Here is a 16,695-nt window from a genome sequence, read left to right on the forward strand (position 1 = left end):
TTAAAATATACGAAATATGAAACTATACAATAATATATTAGTGCTTTTACTCGGATTGTTTCTGTTAAACTCTTGTGTTGATGAAACGATTGTTAAAAAGGGTAAGGAAGTGATAGAAGGTATTCCTGTAACGGCTAAATTATCGTTTGTTGCTGAAGGAGTTGCTGAAAAAGTGGTTACCAAAGGTGTTGTTTCTACCAATGCAGAGTACAAAGTTTATGATCTGTATGTATTTGTGTTTCATTCGGACGGAACATTCGAAAAATCGTTTTCGTTTGCGTATGGAGACTTGCAAAATGTAACAGAGAAAAATGATGATAATAACCAGGCAACAACTGGTACAATCTCTTTAGACGGGATTATATCGGAGAATAATAAAAAGATATTTGCTATTGCTAACTTGTTTGGTGCTAAGGCCTATGAAGCTTCTAAAATATTGGGGGAGTTACAGTCGGTAGATGATTTAAAGGAGTTGTCGGCAGCTTTGACTGATAAAAATGCTCCGGTAGATCGTGGAAGTGGGCGTTTTTTGATGAGTGGATCTTTTGCTCAAAATGGTAAAGATGTGGGTTCTCTTACCGGAGGAACAGTTTCTATTGATGTGGATGGTCGGCCGACTACAGAAGGTAAAATTTATTTAGCCAGAATGGATTCACGTATTAAGTTTAATGTAAAAGTTAGCGAAGCAGATGGGTTGAAGAAAACATTTACTCCCAAAGGATACCGTGTATTGAATGTCCCGGTTACTTCGTATGTCTTTGAAAGGAATTATTCAGATAAGAAAGGGAGTACACATGACAGTGCAGGAGATGAAACCAGTAGTCCTGGTGATTTTTACTCAGATACAGAAGCTTCCAAAGATGATCCATATGAAAATTTTGATCAGACATTGCAAGACGAGGAAGATAATATAATTGGCGGAGACTTTGTTTTTTATATGTTTGAAAACCGTAAGCGGGCATTGAACCAAATTACTGATTACAATGAAAGAGAAAGACAGCAAAAAGATGGTAATGGAAAGAATGGCGATTATGTAAATGCGCATAAATATGCTACGTATGTAGAGATGATAGGTTCTTATTACGAACAATATCTAGGAGATGATGGAACTTTGAAAGAAAAAACGGCGGAAGTGAAATATACAATTCATTTGGGTTTCCTCAAAGATAAAGCCGACGATTTCAAGAGCGAAAGAAATTGTTCCTATACCTATAATGTAACAGTAAAGGGAGTAGATAATATCGAGTTAGAAGTTGAATCTTCTAATGATGAAACACCGAATGATGTAATAGAAAAACAACCAGGTGCTGAAGGCGATGTTGTAAAATCAGATCAATTCTATTTTGTAGATGCGCACTATACTACACATACGATTGTTTTTAATAAAGGAAATGTTTCTGCTGATGCTTCTTTCCGAGTAAAAACACCTTTTGATAAAGATGGAAGAGGTGATAAAGCAATAGATTACAAGTGGGTTTGGTTTGTGCAAAATTCTAAAGAAAGAAATGGTGGCGGAAGTGTCAATAAGTATACGTATAGTGAAAAAAAATACAAGAAACTTTACGATGATAAAATAAAAAATGTTTATCCTGCTTATAGAGTTCTAGACCTGTCTTATTCTGCTTTAGATGATTATGATGAGGGAATTAAAGTTCCAGTCTCAAAAGAAACTAATTTTAGAGTAGATGCAACCACTATAAAAAAGGGAGTTTGGTCTGGTTGGTATTATGAGAAATGTGGTATAACTCAGACTTCAATTCAAACAAAATATACTTACAATAAAGATTTTACGGAGTTTCCTTCGGATAATAGTAAGCGTCTTGATATTAAAACATTGATCCAGAAACTAAAGGATGACAAGAACAAAGATGTTGATGAAAATTCAATATATGATTCAGATGGTAATGCCGTATTTACTGTTTTTGTCGATGAATATTATTATGATGCTGATCCTACGGGAAAGACTACTGGTTCTCCTCATTGGAGTAAGTTTGTAAATAAGGAAAACCGTGAAATGCATATTCTTTGCGATACGGAATATAGTAAAGATGAAGAAAGTAGTTTGACTAAATCAAACTTCTTAATAAGCCAGAAGTCTATTAAAACGTTCTATAATGATAACGCTTCTACAGGTTGGGGGGTTGAGTCTGTAAATGAATGTGCTTATGCTACTGCAAAAAAGGATAATAAAACGTATTTGAATGGAAGATTGCCTGTTGAAAATTCGAATGTGCTGATGTCGGAGTCAAAAGATAATGGACGATATAATATGTTCAAGAATATAGGTTACAAAGCCGATGCGAGTTGGTGGGATTATATTGTATCGACAACCAATCAATTGAAGAAGAAAGAAAATGTAGCCCTTTTGCAGCAAGCTTGTCTTCAGCGAAATCGTGACTTAAACGGAGATGGTAAGATTCAGCATGATGAAGTACGCTGGTACTTACCTGCAATAAATCAAATGACAGGCTTATTTTTAGGGAAAGATGCGCTTCCTGTGGATGTTCAATTGTTACCAAATGGTGAAACTGTGACGCGAACTGAAGGTCAAGATAATAGTGGTAATTATCGTGATTATCATTTTACTAATAGTAATAATATTCAGTTTTGGGCAGAAGAAGGTGCTGCTACTGGTTCTAATAGAATGAATAACGGATATTGGAATTATCGTTGTGTCCGTAATTTGGGGATTAATTATAATAATCATAAAGAAGAACCGACACAGACAGATGAAGTAATCAAGTATGTTTCTAAGGAGACGGCTACTGGAGGGGTACTTCTTGATTTGTCTAATGTTAACCCTAAAGCTTTGAGAAAAACAGATGATAAAGGACAAGAATTGGTAATTGGAGATGAATTGAGTGAGTATAATCGTCCTTATATGTCCTTCATTGTTAAGGATGGGCTTACAAATAATGTAATAACCAGTGAAAGTATTTATGCGAATACGGTTGTATCTCCTTGTCCAAATGGGTGGCGCATTCCTAATATGCGTGAGCTGACATTGATCCGAGCTTTTAGTGGATATTCTTCATCTTCAATGATATTTTCTAATACGAAGTCCTCTTTATCTTATAAAAAAGAGTTGGGTATTGTTTATAATTTGAATACTGATGGAAATATAACCTTAAGTAAAGATACTAAGTCGGCCAAAGTTCGTTGTGTGAAAGATAAAAAATAAGAATGTAGATTTTCTATACTAATGATATGTGTTGAATATCAGTTATAAAATAGTATTATAAAATATATAGTGTAAATGTGAAATACGGGATTCAATACGAGTTCCGTATTTTTCATTTTTCCAATTTGGATATTCTACTTTCAGTATGATATCTTATTGGCTAGGTCATCATTTTATTTTTGTATAATTCAGCTAATGTGAAGATAGTGTCATGGAAAAACATGTGGAATAAAATTTAGGTGTCCAAATTTATCAGAATTATCCCATATCCTTTGACTCAGGATGGCGGTTCTTTTTGTAGTTATCATCTCCTATTAACGGTACAAAAAAGCAATTAAATGAAAAAAGTGCCGTTTCGTCACGTGAAAACACATAGGTCTTCAAGGCCGTAACCTCTCGCCGTATCTTTGTTTCATAATCATTTAAAACAAAATAGTATGGCATTAAAGTATGTAATAAAGAAAAACGTATTCGGTTTTTGCCTTTTTTCAACAAAAAGTGCCCGAATGTTCCCGAATAGTCCCGTATCCTTCCGTAGGATCCCTCGGCCCCTAACCGATGTCCTATCTTTGTAACATTATCAAGAAACAAAGCTTTGACGGTGTTTGGATGAAAAAACGGTTGCGATTAGGAACATATATGGCAGTAAACCGATTTATTCCTATTTAAACCTTCTTATCCCGCACTAAACCGTTCTATCCCGTTTTCATCGGAACAACCTACTGTACCTTTGTTTCGTAATCATAAAACAATAATAGTATGGCATTAAAGTATGTAGTCAAGAAAACTGTTTTTGGTTTCGATCAAACCAAGACAGAGAAATATGTAGCCCGCCCTCTGCTGGCCGGTACAGTGAATTATCCCGAGCTTTATGAACAGGCCGCCAAACGTTGTATGGGAGTGTCGAACAGTGTGATAAGAATGGTTATCGACGATTTGATCAAGGTGTTGGAATGGAATCTGCTCAATCACATGTCGGTGAAGTTGGATGATTTCGGGACGTTCCGTCCGGGACTCGGATGTAAGCCTCAGAGTGAGGAAAAGGATGTGAATGCAGATGTTTTGTGCCGTCGCAAAATAATCTTTACCACAAGCGGAAATTTCAAAAGGATACTGGATAATGCAAGTGTCCGGAAGTCCGAAAAACGATGAATTTGTAGTCTATTTTTTAATAATCATTTAATAACAAATCAGTATGGCATTAAAGTATGTAGTTAAGAAAACTGTTTTCGGGTTTGATAAAACCAAGGCAGTGAAGTATGTAGCCCGCCCTCTGTTGGCAGGTACGGTAGATTATTCCGCTCTTTGCGATCAGGTAACCAAGGTTGGTATGGCGCCCCGTGGCGTAGTGAAAATGGTGACTGACGGTCTGATCGATGCTATCATGTGGAATCTGGAAAATCATTTGTCGGTGAAGCTGGGTGATTTCGGGACGTTCCGTCCTGCTTTCGGCAGCAAGAGCCAGGATACGGAAGAGGCCGTGAATGCAGAAGCTTTGCGCCATCGTAAAATCATCTTTACTCCGGGTTCTTATTTCAAGGGGATGTTGAGTGATGTAAGCATCCAGAAGTTCGAAATTCCCAAAACTGATGAAACCGGCGGTTCTCAGGGCGGCGGTTCGGAAGATCGTCTGGAAATCGAATAGGTTTCGCCGGAGTAAGTAACGTATTAAAGTATCTAAAATATTGCTGTTTCAGAGAAGCAGTGAGAACAGGAAAAAAGCTTCTTTTATGAGTTTTTATTGGGATCAATACGTTGTTTATTAGAATGTTATTGCGTTTTGATGTCCTGTTTTTATTGCTTTTTACCCCTTTGAGCATAGTATATCTTTGCAGTGTAATCGATTATTTATTGAAAACAAAGAATTCATTATATCCTTTTTTATAATCATTTAAAAATAACTAGTATGGCATTAAAGTATGTAGTTAAGAAAACTGTTTTCGGGTTTGATAAAACCAAGGCAGTGAAGTATGTAGCCCGCCCTCTGTTGGCAGGTACGGTAGATTATTCCGCTCTTTGCGATCAGGTAACCAAGGTTGGTATGGCGCCCCGTGGCGTAGTGAAAATGGTGACTGACGGTCTGATCGATGCTATCATGTGGAATCTGGAAAATCATTTGTCGGTGAAGCTGGGTGATTTCGGGACGTTCCGTCCTGCTTTCGGGAGCAAGAGCCAGGATACGGAAGAGGCTGTAAATGCCGAGGTTTTGCGCCATCGTAAAATCATCTTTACCCCGGGGGGGTATTTCAAGGGTATGTTGAACGAAGTAAGTATCCAGAAGTTCGAAATCCCCAAAACCGATGAAACCGGTTCGGGCAGTAGCGAAGGCGGTGGTTCCGACCGTCCGGAAATCGAATAGGAACTATTCTTTTTCTGATTAACAAAGCAGGCATGGACCGGATAACGGGGGCGTGCCTGTTTTGTTTTTTCTTAAATGGAAGAATCAGGTTAGAACCAAGATTCATTTATCATTATAATGACCATAGGCATTGACAATAAGTACATCAATTTTATCTTTGTGGATTTCGTAAACCAAGCGATGTTTATCTGTTATTCGGCGTGACCATTTGCCGACGAGATTGCCTCGTAGCTGTTCCGGCTTTCCTGTTCCGATTTCCGGATGTTCCATCAATTCAACAAGTAGTTTTGTCAGCTTTTTATATGCAGAGGGTTCGTTCTTTTTTAGCAAACGGATGTCATCAATGGCATCATCAGTGTAAGATAAGTTAAAACTCATAACCCTTCCAATAGTCTGAATAATTCATCTTTCCCACTTATGGTAGTCACTTTTCCGGCCTTTGCTTGTTCGCTAGATTGCAAAATACGGTTTATATTTCTTTCATCGGAAAAAAAAGGATCACCTGATGGACTTGGGTTATTTAAGGCTGCATCAATTGCTTTTGCTTGTTCTAGCAAGACATTTTCCAAATATTTTTTCAAACTTATTCCTTTTGCAGCAGCAGCCATCGCCAAACTTTTAACCGAATCAGATGGAAGATCTACTGCTTTTCGTTGTTTAAATAACTCTGTTGTATTCATATTCTAAATATTATGAGTACAAATATATGCAAAAAATACAATGTGTATATAATGATAATATATGCATAATGTTATTTTAACGATTGCACGATGGAAAGATTTTATCGCTTTCCGGTTCGGGTAGTGGCGAAGGCAATAAATATTTATGTATCTCTCTGATTTGTGTTATAGTATGGCTATATCTTCGAGAGAAAGTCCGGTATATTGGCTGATAGTTTGCGGATCCAAGCCTTTGGCTTTCATGTTAAATGCTATAGCCTTAGTGGCTTTTAGGCTACCTTGTTCAATTCCTTGCTCAATCCCTTCTTCCTTGGCAGCACTTAGGACGTCGTTTTGGATCATTATATTTTCTAAGTGACGGTCGTAGGCTTGACGTTCCTGAGGGGGCATATCGTAATAGCGAAGTTTTTCGCGCGCTTCGGGAAGTCCCGGGGCTTTGGCTTCGGAGGATATTTTCCCGGTTTTCAGGTAAGTGATCCATTCTTCTAAAGGAGTTACGGCAAGTTTATTGAATTCGTTGACGCGTATCAGATAGTATTCCGGGAAAATTTTATCCGGTGTTTTTCTGATGATGGCATTCTTTTCTTTTAGACTGATTTCGAGTTCATCATGGGTGTTGAGTCCGCAGAAGCGTGAAGAACCCTTGTAAATATAGTCTTCTCCTTTTCCCATATCGAAATAGATGATACTGATGGAATAGATTTTTTTTATGGATGAGTACGAGTCTCCTATATTAATATGTTCGGTAATTGCTTTCGCTACCCCGTAAAGAATGCGTTCAAGATAATAAATCTCATGTGTGTTTTGTATCTCAATGATGATGATATCGCCTTTACTGTTCTTTGCTTTGATATCGACACGGTTGAATTTATCACTCTCGTCTTCCATGTTTGCTTCACTTTCGAGAATTTCCATGATATGAATATCTTCTTCCAAAAGAGTTTTGAGGAATCCTTCGAGCACGTCGAAATTCGCTTTGTTGCGTAAGAGCCTTTTTGCGGCCCAATCGAATCGGATGTAATTTTCTTCTTTCATAGTTGTATAATATATTGATATTTATAATTATACAAATATACGACATTCTTGGAATACCATTCGCGAAAGTCACTGCTTTTTGAGAATGAAATCCAAGAAAATCGCAACTTTCGCAGATTATGTTTTGTCGGTATTTCTATCCGTAGAGGCGAGGTGAGGTGGTGTTTCTATCAAAACCGGCTAATTTGGTAGAAACACCCTATTAACTTGAAAGACTTGCCTATTATTTGGAATAAAGTAAATAACTACTTTTGTAAACGTTGAAAATCTTTCTTTTTAATTAGATTTGCAGGGTAAATGAAATTATAATAATAATGTATATGAAAAAAGTACTTTTCCTCTTTTTGCTTTTGGCAGGTATGACGAATGTCTATGGACAGAAGTTTGCGGTGAAGTCTAACTTGCTTTACGATGCTACTGCTACCATTAACCTGGGAGTAGAGGTCGGATTGAGCAAAAAGTGGTCGCTGGATTTGTCCGGTAACTATAACGGCTGGATGCTGGGAGACGAAGCTCGTTTTAAACATTGGCTGGTACAGCCGGAAGCACGTTATTGGCTGTGCGAGAAATTTAACGGACATTTCTTCGGTGTGCATGCTCATTATGCTGATTATAATGTGGGTGGTCTGAAGATTCTGGGTGAAAATATGGAAAATCACCGTTATCAGGGACATCTGTATGGGGCAGGTCTGTCGTATGGTTATCAGTGGTTGCTGAGTAACCGGTGGAGTATGGAAGCTGTGATCGGTGTGGGTTGGGCGCATTTGGAGGACGACAAGTATCCGTGTGCTGTTTGCGGCTCTATCGAGAAAAGCCGTACCAAGGATTATTTCGGCGTGACAAAAGCCGCTCTTTCCTTTATTTATTTCTTTAAATGATCGGGACAATGAAAAACAGAAAGAATATCTATATAGCAGCCGCTTTGTTGGTGGCCGGTGTGGTTCCAACAGGAGCACAAACGGGAAACAGTCCGATCAGTGTCGCTTGCAACGACCTGATGCAGAAAGGGGATTCACTTTATATCGATGCAACAATCCGGGTGAAGGGTGACCTGATCGAATCGCGTAAGTCATTGACATTGACTCCACTGTTGGAAAGTGCAGAACAGAAAGAAGGACTTCCTTCCATATTGCTGAACGGAAAAAATCGTGCAAAAGTTTATAAACGTGAAGTCGCGTTGAAGAACTTGCAAGATGAACCGCGTTATCAGGTTCTTCGGGCCAGTGACGCTTCGGAGCATACTATTCCTTATAAAATGGTGATAGCCTGGGAGCCATGGATGAAAGATGCCCGTTTCATTCTGGCACAGGATCTGTGCGGTTGTGGAAAAGAAGAAGCGGTGGGTCCGTTGCTGATCGCCGATAAGATTCGTATGGCACCGACGGAACGGTATAAGGTGCAGCCGACACTGGCATATATTTCGCCGGAGGCTGAAACTGAGAAACATCGTGCCGAAGTGGGAACTGCTTATCTGGATTTCCAGGTGGGAAAATCGCAGATCTTGCCGGATTTCCGTAATAATGCGTCTGAATTGGATAAGATCAACAGTACGATCCGTTCGGTAACGTCGGATAAGAATATCACTCCGAAGGGTATTATATTAAAAGGTTATGCTTCGCCGGAAGGTTCGTATGCTTCCAACGACCGTTTGTCGGATAACCGTGTGAAGGCTTTGCGCGATTATATCCGTTCGAAGAATGATTTCCCGCAGAGTTTCTTTACGCTGGAAAACGAACCTGAAGACTGGGCCGGTTTCAAAGCGCAGGCAGAGGCTGACTATGATATGCCGGCACGTGACGAAGTGCTTAGTATTATCAACAGTGACTTGCAGCCCGACCAGAAAGAGGCTAAACTACGTGCTTTGAAAAGCGGATCTGCTTTTAGTTATGTTTTGAAAAATATTTTCCCGTCGTTGCGCCGTTCGGAATATCGTATCGACTATACGGTTCGTGAGTTTACGGTAGAAGAAGGTCGTGAGATTATCAAGACCCGTCCGCAACAATTGAGTCTGAGTGAAATGTTTGCCGTAGCCAACAGCTATGAAACGGGAAGCAAGGAATATAATGATGTATTTGAAATTGCTGTACGCATGTACAGTTCTGATCCGGTGGCTAATCTGAATGCTGCTAATATCTCTATAGGAAAAGGTGATTACGAATCCGCTAAAAAATATCTGTCGAAAGCAGGTAATTCGGCTGAAGCAATCCATGCCCGTGGCGTTATAAAATTAATTGAGGGTGATCTTGATGGGGCAGAAACTTTGCTGAAACAGGCAAAAGAAGCCGGTGTGATAGACGCAGCAGCTAATTTGAGAGAATTACAGAAGAAAAGAGATGATAATGCTTTATTTGATAGTTTCAACATGCATAATTGATATGTATACCGTGTGGAATTATAATAAATAGAGTCTATTTTTGCATCAGAATGATTTATGGAAAAGCATAAAAATAATAATATGGAACATGCTGCACAAGTCGAATACGTTTTAGTAAACGAGATTGACAACCAGAACGGAGTGCATCTGTATCTGGAAGGAAATAAATGGTGCGCCTATGAACGTTCCGCTTATTATCTGGCTCAGTTGAAAGTGCCGGTTGTAATAAAGAAGGAAATAGTTCGTGACGGATATGACGTGATTCTGTTGAAAGCTTTTTTTGAAGTGGACGACATGCGTTTGCCTCTTGCTCCGAAGACTATTTTGAAACAAGTGGCTGACGACAAGCTCTTATTTCAGTTGAACGATCAGATCGATGGCTTCCCCGAATGGAAGGCTTGTCAGCTGAATAAATTACCAGCATAAAAGGTGAAGCCGTGAGGCTTCGGTTAAGTATACTAAGTTGTAAAATTGAGGGTGTATTAAGTCCCCGGAAGTGAGTGGTTATCCTTCCGGGGCATTTTTTTTTAATTGAAAATTGAAGATTGAAAATTATGCGGGGGACTGGAAATAGATGATTAATCGGGCATCGGGGGATAAGGTGAGGGTAAACTCGGTTCCCAGGGCTTCGTTGAGGGAGCCTTGCCACCAGGATGTCAGGCGCCGTCGGGTGATGGGCCATCGGAGGCCTTCGGTGGTTATTTCTCCGCAGGGATACATGGAAAAGATGGATATTTGCTGGCCGGGTGTGCATGGTAGCGTTGTTGTCCGGAGGACAGGGATGAAGCGACCGTAATCGGAGAGCATTTCCACGACTTCGAATAGAGGAGCAAAGTCTGTCAGCAGGGAGATATTTCCGAGTGTATGGTCTTCGCGAAGTCCCGTAGCTCCGAGAATCAGTATTTTCCGGTAACCGGAAGCGTGGGCGAAACGTACAGCCTTGGTCAGATCGTTTATCTCCTGGTCTTCCACGGTATGGATACGGTCGGCATATAGCCGGAGCATTTCCGATGGAATACTGTCCAGGTCACCGACAATGGCCGACGGGACCAACCCCCTTTCATGAAGGTTCTGCACGGCCCCGTCGCAGGCAATGATGACGGGTGTTGCTTTTAATAATTCCAACGGCCCCGCTGTTTGCGGAAAACTGCCGTTAGCAACTACTACACAATCATATAATGTTTCCATTTGTATTTATTCCTTTCTTTAAACTTTATTCTTTTAATTCAGCTTCAATTTCTTCTATTGAAGGCAGGCTTCCCTTGAAGTCTTCCGGACATAGGCGAGTTAGTTCGTATTCCGAGACGCCGATGGGCTGACTAATTCCTTTCAATGAATATTCGGCAATAAAGCTATCTTTATTTTTACATATCAACAGACCTATTGACGGATTATCTGCAGGGTGTTTCAATAAATCATTTACTGCAGTCAGGTAAAAACTTAATTTGCCGGTATATTCTGGTATGAAATCGGTTGCTTTCAACTCGATAACAATATAACATCGTAGTTTTAGATGATAAAAGAGTAAATCCAGATAAAATTCTTTATTACCTACTTTTAAAGGTATCTGGCGGCCTACGTAGGCAAAACCAGCTCCTAACTCAATTAAAAATTTCGTGATATTGTCGGTTAAGGCATTTTCCAGTTCACGTTCTTTATAGCTATCTGTAAGTGTAAGAAAATCGAAATTGTAAGGATCTTTTAGTAATTCCTGGGCCAGGTCACTCTGGACTGTTGGTAACAAACGGGAAAAATTTGATACGGAATGCCTTGTTCGTTGGTAGTCTTGTTGTTTGATGTGTAATTCTAAAATACTGCGGCTCCAACCGTTTTCAATTGTTTTGTGTATATAAAAAAATGCTTCTTCAATGGATTTGCATTGAATGATAATACGTAAATTATGTCCCCAGGGAATTTGTGAAACTGTTTCCCGTAATTGGTCAACAACTTGTTGACCAATTGTAATGTCTTGGTTATAAAATGAATACCATCTTTTGATGTATTTGATATTGGTTGTGGAAAAACCTTTCATCTCAGGAAATTCCTGCTGTAGATCTGAACTTAATTGTTTTATCAAGCCATCCCCCCACTGTGATTGTTCCTGTTTGGAAACAATTTCCTTTCCAAGCTCCCAATATAGGTTGATTAATTCTGTATTAACTTTCAATGCTGCTTTGATTTGGCTGTTTCGTATACGGAATTTAAGATCGGTGAGCCATTGCTTGTATTCAATGTCAGATTTAAGAATTACATTCATAAGGTTTTGTTTTTAATAAGTTTGTAATACCTCACAAATGTAGAGTTTATTTTCAACATTTCATATCCGTTCTTTATTTATTCCTTTCTTTTTCCAGGTGAAATATCCGACGATGGCCAATATTGCGTAGCAAATGTACAAAAACATGGTTGGATAGAGGCCACGGAGGTAATAAAGATAAACGGATACGAAATTGACGATTACCCAGAAGATCCAGTGTTCGATGATACGGCGGGCCAGCATCCAGGTGGCTACGATGCCGACGGAGGTGGTGAAGGCGTCGCCCATCGGGATGGGGGAGTCTGTGAAGTTATGGAGTACGTAATATAATAGGGCGTATATAGCGAGGATAGCGGAAGCTATCCCTGCTAATAACGGCCAGGTGATATGACGGTAGAAAATCAGGTCATCGGAGACTTTCTCTTCAGTGACGCTTTTTTTCGTACAGGTCCATTTTTTGAAACCGTAAATGCTGATGGCAACATAGTAGATATTCAGCCCCATATCGGCATATATCTTTGAGAAGAAAAAGACAAATACGTAGACCAGGGAGGTGAGGAAGCCTACTACCCACATTGCTTTATGCTGCCTGATCTCTAATAACAGGTAGAGAAAACCTGTAATGACACCGAAATATTCTAATAGTTGTTCCATAATTTATATTTCTCTAGAACCTGATTGTTACTCTGGCCATGGCGTTTGTGCCGGCCTGGGTGAAATAACCGTCGTCTTTGTTGACGACACCTTTGCTAATGTAGGTATATACCCAGGCGTTTGTTTCATATTTCTCGTTGAAGAGGTTGTTGATGGTGATGTCGACGCCGATCTCCTTGACAAACTTCGGTTTGAAAACGTATCCGACACGCAGGCTGTTCACGAAATAGGGATCGATGGAACGGTCTTTGGTGGAGGTATTGTCGATGTATTGACGGCCTACAAACTGTGAGTTGAAGCTGGCGGAGAATCCTTTCAGGTTGAAATCGAACATGCTGTTGGCGATGATGCCGGGAGAGAAGGCGATGTCGGTTGTTCCCAGATAATAACTTGCCTGGCCTCCGTTATCGAAGTCATCTATGTAATGAGTGAAATTCTTTATTTTGTTACGGCTCAGAGTGATGTTTCCGTTCCAGTCCAGCCAGTGGGTGATACTTGCGCCTCCGGTCAGTTCAATTCCCATGCGGTAACTGTCTTTGATATTGCTGGTCAATGCTTCACCGATTTCGCTGATTTTGCCGCTCAGGATCAATTGGTTGTTGTAGTCCATAAAATAAAGATTGGCTCCGGCGCGGAAACGTTGGTTGCCGAAGCTGTAACCGGCTTCGTAGTCGTAGAGTGTTTCGTGAGTAGGACGTTCGTTGACTGCGGCTTCCGTAAAATTGTCTCGATTGGGTTCACGGTTGGCGACGGAGAAAGAGACGAAAGCATTATGACCGCCTTTCTGGAAATTGATACCGGCTTTCGGGTTGAAGAAGTTCCAGTTTTTGTTGACGTAGATTTCCTTACCGGTATTGTCGTCACTTCCTTTGATCGTGTAATGGATGCCACGGTATTGCAGGTCGAGGTATCCGTTCAGGTAGGGGTGGAACCGGTAGTTGCCTTTTACGTAAAAGTTATAATCCAGTTTGTTCCCTCTGTTACGGTAATATTCGTAGTCAGGCGAGGGGAGTGCTTCTGCATTTTTGACCCACATGACACGGCCGAAATGGTCGCCTACATATTTATTGACAGCTGAACCGAAGCTCATCTGGAGACGTTCGGAACGATAGTTCGCACTGTAAACGATACCGTAAAAGTCGTTGTCCAGCCATTTACGGCGGACGAGGTCGGAACTGACGATTGTGTCGCCTTTCCCGTTAATATAAGACTCGGGGAGTTTGTATTTTGTAAATTCTTCATTGGGCTTATAGTCTTCGTAATATCCCTCTCCATGTGTGTAATGGAGTGTCAGGTTCATATTCCACAGGTCGCTCAGTCGCTGACTTGCCATCAGGTGGTAGTTTTGCTGCCGGTAATTGTCTGTCTGGTTGTCGTAGAATTTTTTAACGCCGTTCTCTTTATATTCTCCGCAAGGGTTGTAAGTCCGGTCGCTGTCCAGGTAAATGGAAGGGACACCGTTCCAGGCCTGATACGTTTTTTCTATATTGCCGAATGTCTGGAAGCGGACCAGAGTGTTGTCGCCGTAATAGGTGGCTGAGCCGAAATAAGAGTGCATATTGGCTGTTGCCCGGTCGATGTATCCGTCGCTTTGGACGTTGGAGTAGCGGGCGTCGAAAACGAAATGATCCCGGAGTAACCCGGTTCCTGTTTTGACTGAGTTTTTGACGGTTCCGAACGAACCTGCCGAAAGGCTGTATTCGGCATACGGTTTCAGGTCCGGCTTTTGCGTTTGCATGGCGACGGTGGCACCGAAGGCGGCGGCTCCGTTGGTCGATGTCCCGGCTCCCCGTTGTATCTGTATGTTATCGACGGAAGATGCGAAATCGGACATGTTGGCCCAGAAAACGGTGTGAGACTCGGAGTCGTTGACCGGTACGCCGTTGACCGTGATGTTGATGCGGTTGGCGTCTGTGCCGCGGATACGGAAGCCCGAATAGCCGATACCTGTCCCGGCGTCCGAAGTCATGATGACGGAAGGGGATTGGGAGATGAGATAGGGGATACCTTGGCCATCGTTTTTGCGGCTGAGTTCGTCTTTGGATACTTCGCTGTAAGCCACCGGAGTACCTTTGGCTACTTTGGTGGCGGTGACGACTACTTCGTCCAGCGATAAGTCACGTGAAATTTTGAGAGAATCGACAGGGTCGGGACGGTTTCCCGCTGCTGCGAATGTTGCCAGAGATCCGGCACAGATAATCAATACACTTTTCATCCTTTTTACCTTAATGTTTAAAAACCTGATAAGTGAATAGGAGAGGTGTGTTGTGTGAAGAAGTATACCATGTTTTACAATTTCCTTCGCCGGCATTATCCGTATCAGGTAATATGGGTATAATCTCAGCCTGCGGCACGTACTGTATCGGTACGTGGCAAGCACCCCTTTGTATTCGGGGCACAAAGATAAGAAAAGTCAGGGAATTGTACAAATGGAAAAAACCGCCGCGAATCACTTCGGGGCGGTTTCGACTCCACAATTTTCCATCAATTATGTTGTAATTATTTACTGTGGATATATCTCTGTTTATTTGTTATTCAACAGTGGTGTACCAATTGCTCTTCATCCAGTTCAAAGGAGCGTACCAGCTGTCTTCCTTACCTCCCAGATGGGCATTCAGGTTGGCTGAGTTATAGTCTTTTTCGTCAGCCGGATACTGGATGCGGTCCAGAGGAAGCGGAGTTGCGACAGACTGCGGGTCGCGTTTGAAATAAATTTCCGGATATCCGGTACGGCGGACAACATTCCATGCTTCATATTCCTGGATAGCACCGTGATGGATCCAACGCTGTGTCAGGATACTCTTTTGCGGATTGCTGGCGTCCCATTGTGTTTCAGCATATGCTTCAACTTCGGCTGCTGAGGGAGGAGTTAACGGATCACGGTAGGTACCGGTTGAATTCAAATCGAAATAGAATTCAGTGGAAAGTTTTATACCGTTGATATATTCGCTCTTGGCATTACCGGTAGCCCAGTTGTTAGCATAGGCCTCCGCCTTCATGAAAGCAACTTCGGCTGCTGTCATCCAGAGTCCCGGGAATCCGGGGTTACGGGTGAAGGTCGATGTATCCAGGGCTGCGTAATATTTAGCCGTACCATGTGTAGAGATACTCATATTCGTTTCCTGTTCCGTGAGTGTTTCAGACGGATCGAGGCCGATATATTCGTTATTCCAGTTACTGTCATACAAGACTTCCAAACGTGGGTCCGGATTATTGGTGTTGGCATTCAATGCGCGTTGCATTGGGCCGGACATGCGGTTGTAAGTTGAATTCTCGATTGCGTTTTGCAGGTCGCGGTCAAAATCAAACTGGTCATCGTCGGTTTGTGGCACTGTGATATTATCAGAGTTTAGATCTACCATCGGATAAGTACCGGGATTTTCCAACATGGTTTTGATCGCAGCACGTGCTTCACTTACCAGGTCGCCGTTAGAAGCCAGGTGAGTAGCTACACGTAAACGCAGGGAGTTCACATATTTACGCCATAAGGTGATATCACCGTTGTTCACATAGTCTTCTGCATTCAGGTAAGTACTGGCATTGGCTGTAAGCGAACGGCCGTTGAGGTATGTGTTGACTTCGTCCAGGTCGCTCAGGATCATTCTATACAAATCGATATCCGAGTCGTATTTCGGTTTGGATGCTTCTACGTCTCCTGTTGCCCATAATGTGCCGGCTTCAGAGAATGGTACTCCACCCCAGGAGGAACAAACTTCATAAAGTTGTTCTTCCATTACCGTACGTCCCAGCAAGAAGAAGATACGATAGTCTTCTTTTTCTTCTTCCGGAAGGTTATTGAATTCGGTTTCCAATACTCTGTACTGGGTGACAGTGTTGTAGAAGTTTCTCCAACGTTCGTTGAAGTAACCCTGGCCAGCACCGGCAAAGCGGTCTTTACTGTTTGTATGACCGATCACTCCGGAGAATAACCCGGAAGTGGTGGAAGATACGTAATATCTGTAATAGACCGGATTCATCCATGTATTAGAGGCTTGCCATACTCCAACCATCAAGGCCGGGCATGATACCGTCTGTGTCTTTGACGGGTCCTGATATTGATCCGTGAATTTGTCGTCACTACAGGAAGACGTTGCCAGAAGGGCAGCACATCCAAGTGCGAGTGCATATATTTTTTTCATAAATCTTTCAATTTTA

At 41.5% G+C, this 16,695-nt stretch carries 15 protein-coding genes and 1 riboswitch; of the genes, 7 read left to right on the forward strand and 8 right to left on the reverse strand.

From position 1 onward, the window contains the following. The first annotated feature begins 16 nt into the window (after window positions 1–16). The 4 genes from DWW91_RS14170 to DWW91_RS14190 all read left to right on the forward strand — a co-directional run bounded on the left by DWW91_RS14170 (window position 17) and on the right by DWW91_RS14190 (window position 5,540). The gene (locus DWW91_RS14170) at window positions 17–3,181 is read left to right on the forward strand and encodes a DUF4906 domain-containing protein (protein WP_122328103.1); all 3,165 of its coding nucleotides are present in this window, start codon (window positions 17–19) and stop codon (window positions 3,179–3,181) included. A gap of 759 nt (window positions 3,182–3,940) precedes the next feature. Continuing rightward, complete coding sequence (locus DWW91_RS14180; protein ID WP_122328105.1) at window positions 3,941–4,333, forward strand: DsbA family protein; 393 nt, start codon at window positions 3,941–3,943, stop codon at window positions 4,331–4,333. A gap of 43 nt (window positions 4,334–4,376) precedes the next feature. Further along, entirely contained in the window at window positions 4,377–4,826 is a 450-nt protein-coding gene (locus tag DWW91_RS14185) for a DsbA family protein (protein WP_122328106.1), read from the forward strand. Between the two features lie 261 nt (window positions 4,827–5,087). Further along, on the forward strand, window positions 5,088–5,540 hold the full coding sequence (locus DWW91_RS14190; protein ID WP_122328107.1) for a DsbA family protein: 453 nt from the start codon (window positions 5,088–5,090) through the stop codon (window positions 5,538–5,540). A 102-nt stretch (window positions 5,541–5,642) separates the two neighbouring features. Here DWW91_RS14190 and DWW91_RS14195 read toward each other — a convergent pair whose 3' ends face one another. From DWW91_RS14195 to DWW91_RS14205, 3 genes are all read right to left on the reverse strand, one after another. After that, window positions 5,643–5,918 carry a Txe/YoeB family addiction module toxin gene (locus tag DWW91_RS14195; RefSeq protein WP_010801738.1) on the reverse strand — a complete coding sequence of 92 codons (276 nt, stop codon included), beginning with the start codon at window positions 5,916–5,918 and terminating at the stop codon, window positions 5,643–5,645. After that, window positions 5,915–6,220, reverse strand: a complete 306-nt coding sequence (locus DWW91_RS14200; RefSeq protein ID WP_122328108.1) for a hypothetical protein — start codon at window positions 6,218–6,220, stop codon at window positions 5,915–5,917. Before DWW91_RS14200 ends, DWW91_RS14195 begins: the two co-directional genes overlap by 4 nt. A 165-nt stretch (window positions 6,221–6,385) precedes the next feature. After that, window positions 6,386–7,255 (reverse strand): Rpn family recombination-promoting nuclease/putative transposase, encoded by an 870-nt coding sequence (locus DWW91_RS14205; protein ID WP_122328109.1) that lies wholly within the window; start codon window positions 7,253–7,255, stop codon window positions 6,386–6,388. Between the two features lie 320 nt (window positions 7,256–7,575). Here DWW91_RS14205 and DWW91_RS14210 point away from each other — a divergent pair, with 320 nt between their 5' ends. Genes DWW91_RS14210 through DWW91_RS14220 form a run of 3 tightly spaced genes read left to right on the forward strand, consistent with a single transcriptional unit; the run spans window position 7,576 to window position 10,055 of the window. After that, a complete protein-coding gene (locus DWW91_RS14210) occupies window positions 7,576–8,133 on the forward strand; it encodes a DUF3575 domain-containing protein (RefSeq protein ID WP_010801813.1) in 558 nt (185 codons plus the stop codon). A gap of 8 nt (window positions 8,134–8,141) precedes the next feature. Continuing rightward, window positions 8,142–9,629: a DUF3868 domain-containing protein gene (locus DWW91_RS14215; RefSeq protein ID WP_122328187.1), complete on the forward strand. Its 1,488-nt coding sequence runs from the start codon at window positions 8,142–8,144 to the stop codon at window positions 9,627–9,629. Between the two features lie 57 nt (window positions 9,630–9,686). After that, window positions 9,687–10,055, forward strand: coding sequence for a hypothetical protein (locus tag DWW91_RS14220; RefSeq protein ID WP_224263558.1), 369 nt, complete (start codon window positions 9,687–9,689; stop codon window positions 10,053–10,055). Window positions 10,056–10,181: 126 nt separating this feature from the next. Here DWW91_RS14220 and DWW91_RS14225 read toward each other — a convergent pair whose 3' ends face one another. From DWW91_RS14225 to DWW91_RS14245, 5 genes are all read right to left on the reverse strand, one after another. Beyond that, the gene (locus tag DWW91_RS14225) at window positions 10,182–10,817 is read right to left on the reverse strand and encodes a thiamine diphosphokinase (protein ID WP_010801815.1); all 636 of its coding nucleotides are present in this window, start codon (window positions 10,815–10,817) and stop codon (window positions 10,182–10,184) included. Between the two features lie 25 nt (window positions 10,818–10,842). Continuing rightward, window positions 10,843–11,886, reverse strand: coding sequence for a YhcG family protein (locus tag DWW91_RS14230; protein ID WP_007655278.1), 1,044 nt, complete (start codon window positions 11,884–11,886; stop codon window positions 10,843–10,845). Between the two features lie 60 nt (window positions 11,887–11,946). Continuing rightward, window positions 11,947–12,540: a nicotinamide riboside transporter PnuC gene (gene pnuC / locus DWW91_RS14235; protein WP_010801817.1), complete on the reverse strand. Its 594-nt coding sequence runs from the start codon at window positions 12,538–12,540 to the stop codon at window positions 11,947–11,949. A 13-nt stretch (window positions 12,541–12,553) separates the two neighbouring features. After that, the gene (locus tag DWW91_RS14240) at window positions 12,554–14,755 is read right to left on the reverse strand and encodes a TonB-dependent receptor (RefSeq protein ID WP_122328110.1); all 2,202 of its coding nucleotides are present in this window, start codon (window positions 14,753–14,755) and stop codon (window positions 12,554–12,556) included. 63 nt (window positions 14,756–14,818) lie between these two features. Further along, a riboswitch (TPP riboswitch) is annotated at window positions 14,819–14,934 on the reverse strand. Between the two features lie 137 nt (window positions 14,935–15,071). Further along, window positions 15,072–16,679, reverse strand: a complete 1,608-nt coding sequence (locus DWW91_RS14245) for a SusD/RagB family nutrient-binding outer membrane lipoprotein (protein ID WP_010801819.1) — start codon at window positions 16,677–16,679, stop codon at window positions 15,072–15,074. Window positions 16,680–16,695: the final 16 nt, after the last annotated feature.

The organism is Parabacteroides sp. AF17-3, assembly GCF_003635445.1.
GTDB lineage: Bacteria > Bacteroidota > Bacteroidia > Bacteroidales > Tannerellaceae > Parabacteroides > Parabacteroides goldsteinii.

Excerpts from the sequence above, each read along its gene's own strand:
- DWW91_RS14170 (WP_122328103.1), top strand. The coding sequence starts at position 17 with ATGAAACTATACAATAATATATTAGTGCTTTTACTCGGATTGTTTCTG.
- DWW91_RS14180 (WP_122328105.1), top strand. The coding sequence starts at position 3,941 with ATGGCATTAAAGTATGTAGTCAAGAAAACTGTTTTTGGTTTCGATCAA.
- DWW91_RS14185 (WP_122328106.1), top strand. The coding sequence starts at position 4,377 with ATGGCATTAAAGTATGTAGTTAAGAAAACTGTTTTCGGGTTTGATAAA.
- DWW91_RS14190 (WP_122328107.1), top strand. The coding sequence starts at position 5,088 with ATGGCATTAAAGTATGTAGTTAAGAAAACTGTTTTCGGGTTTGATAAA.
- DWW91_RS14195 (WP_010801738.1), bottom strand. The coding sequence starts at position 5,918 with ATGAGTTTTAACTTATCTTACACTGATGATGCCATTGATGACATCCGT.
- DWW91_RS14200 (WP_122328108.1), bottom strand. The coding sequence starts at position 6,220 with ATGAATACAACAGAGTTATTTAAACAACGAAAAGCAGTAGATCTTCCA.
- DWW91_RS14205 (WP_122328109.1), bottom strand. The coding sequence starts at position 7,255 with ATGAAAGAAGAAAATTACATCCGATTCGATTGGGCCGCAAAAAGGCTC.
- DWW91_RS14210 (WP_010801813.1), top strand. The coding sequence starts at position 7,576 with ATGAAAAAAGTACTTTTCCTCTTTTTGCTTTTGGCAGGTATGACGAAT.
- DWW91_RS14215 (WP_122328187.1), top strand. The coding sequence starts at position 8,142 with ATGAAAAACAGAAAGAATATCTATATAGCAGCCGCTTTGTTGGTGGCC.
- DWW91_RS14220 (WP_224263558.1), top strand. The coding sequence starts at position 9,687 with ATGGAAAAGCATAAAAATAATAATATGGAACATGCTGCACAAGTCGAA.
- DWW91_RS14225 (WP_010801815.1), bottom strand. The coding sequence starts at position 10,817 with ATGGAAACATTATATGATTGTGTAGTAGTTGCTAACGGCAGTTTTCCG.
- DWW91_RS14230 (WP_007655278.1), bottom strand. The coding sequence starts at position 11,886 with ATGAATGTAATTCTTAAATCTGACATTGAATACAAGCAATGGCTCACC.
- pnuC (WP_010801817.1), bottom strand. The coding sequence starts at position 12,540 with ATGGAACAACTATTAGAATATTTCGGTGTCATTACAGGTTTTCTCTAC.
- DWW91_RS14240 (WP_122328110.1), bottom strand. The coding sequence starts at position 14,755 with ATGAAAAGTGTATTGATTATCTGTGCCGGATCTCTGGCAACATTCGCA.
- DWW91_RS14245 (WP_010801819.1), bottom strand. The coding sequence starts at position 16,679 with ATGAAAAAAATATATGCACTCGCACTTGGATGTGCTGCCCTTCTGGCA.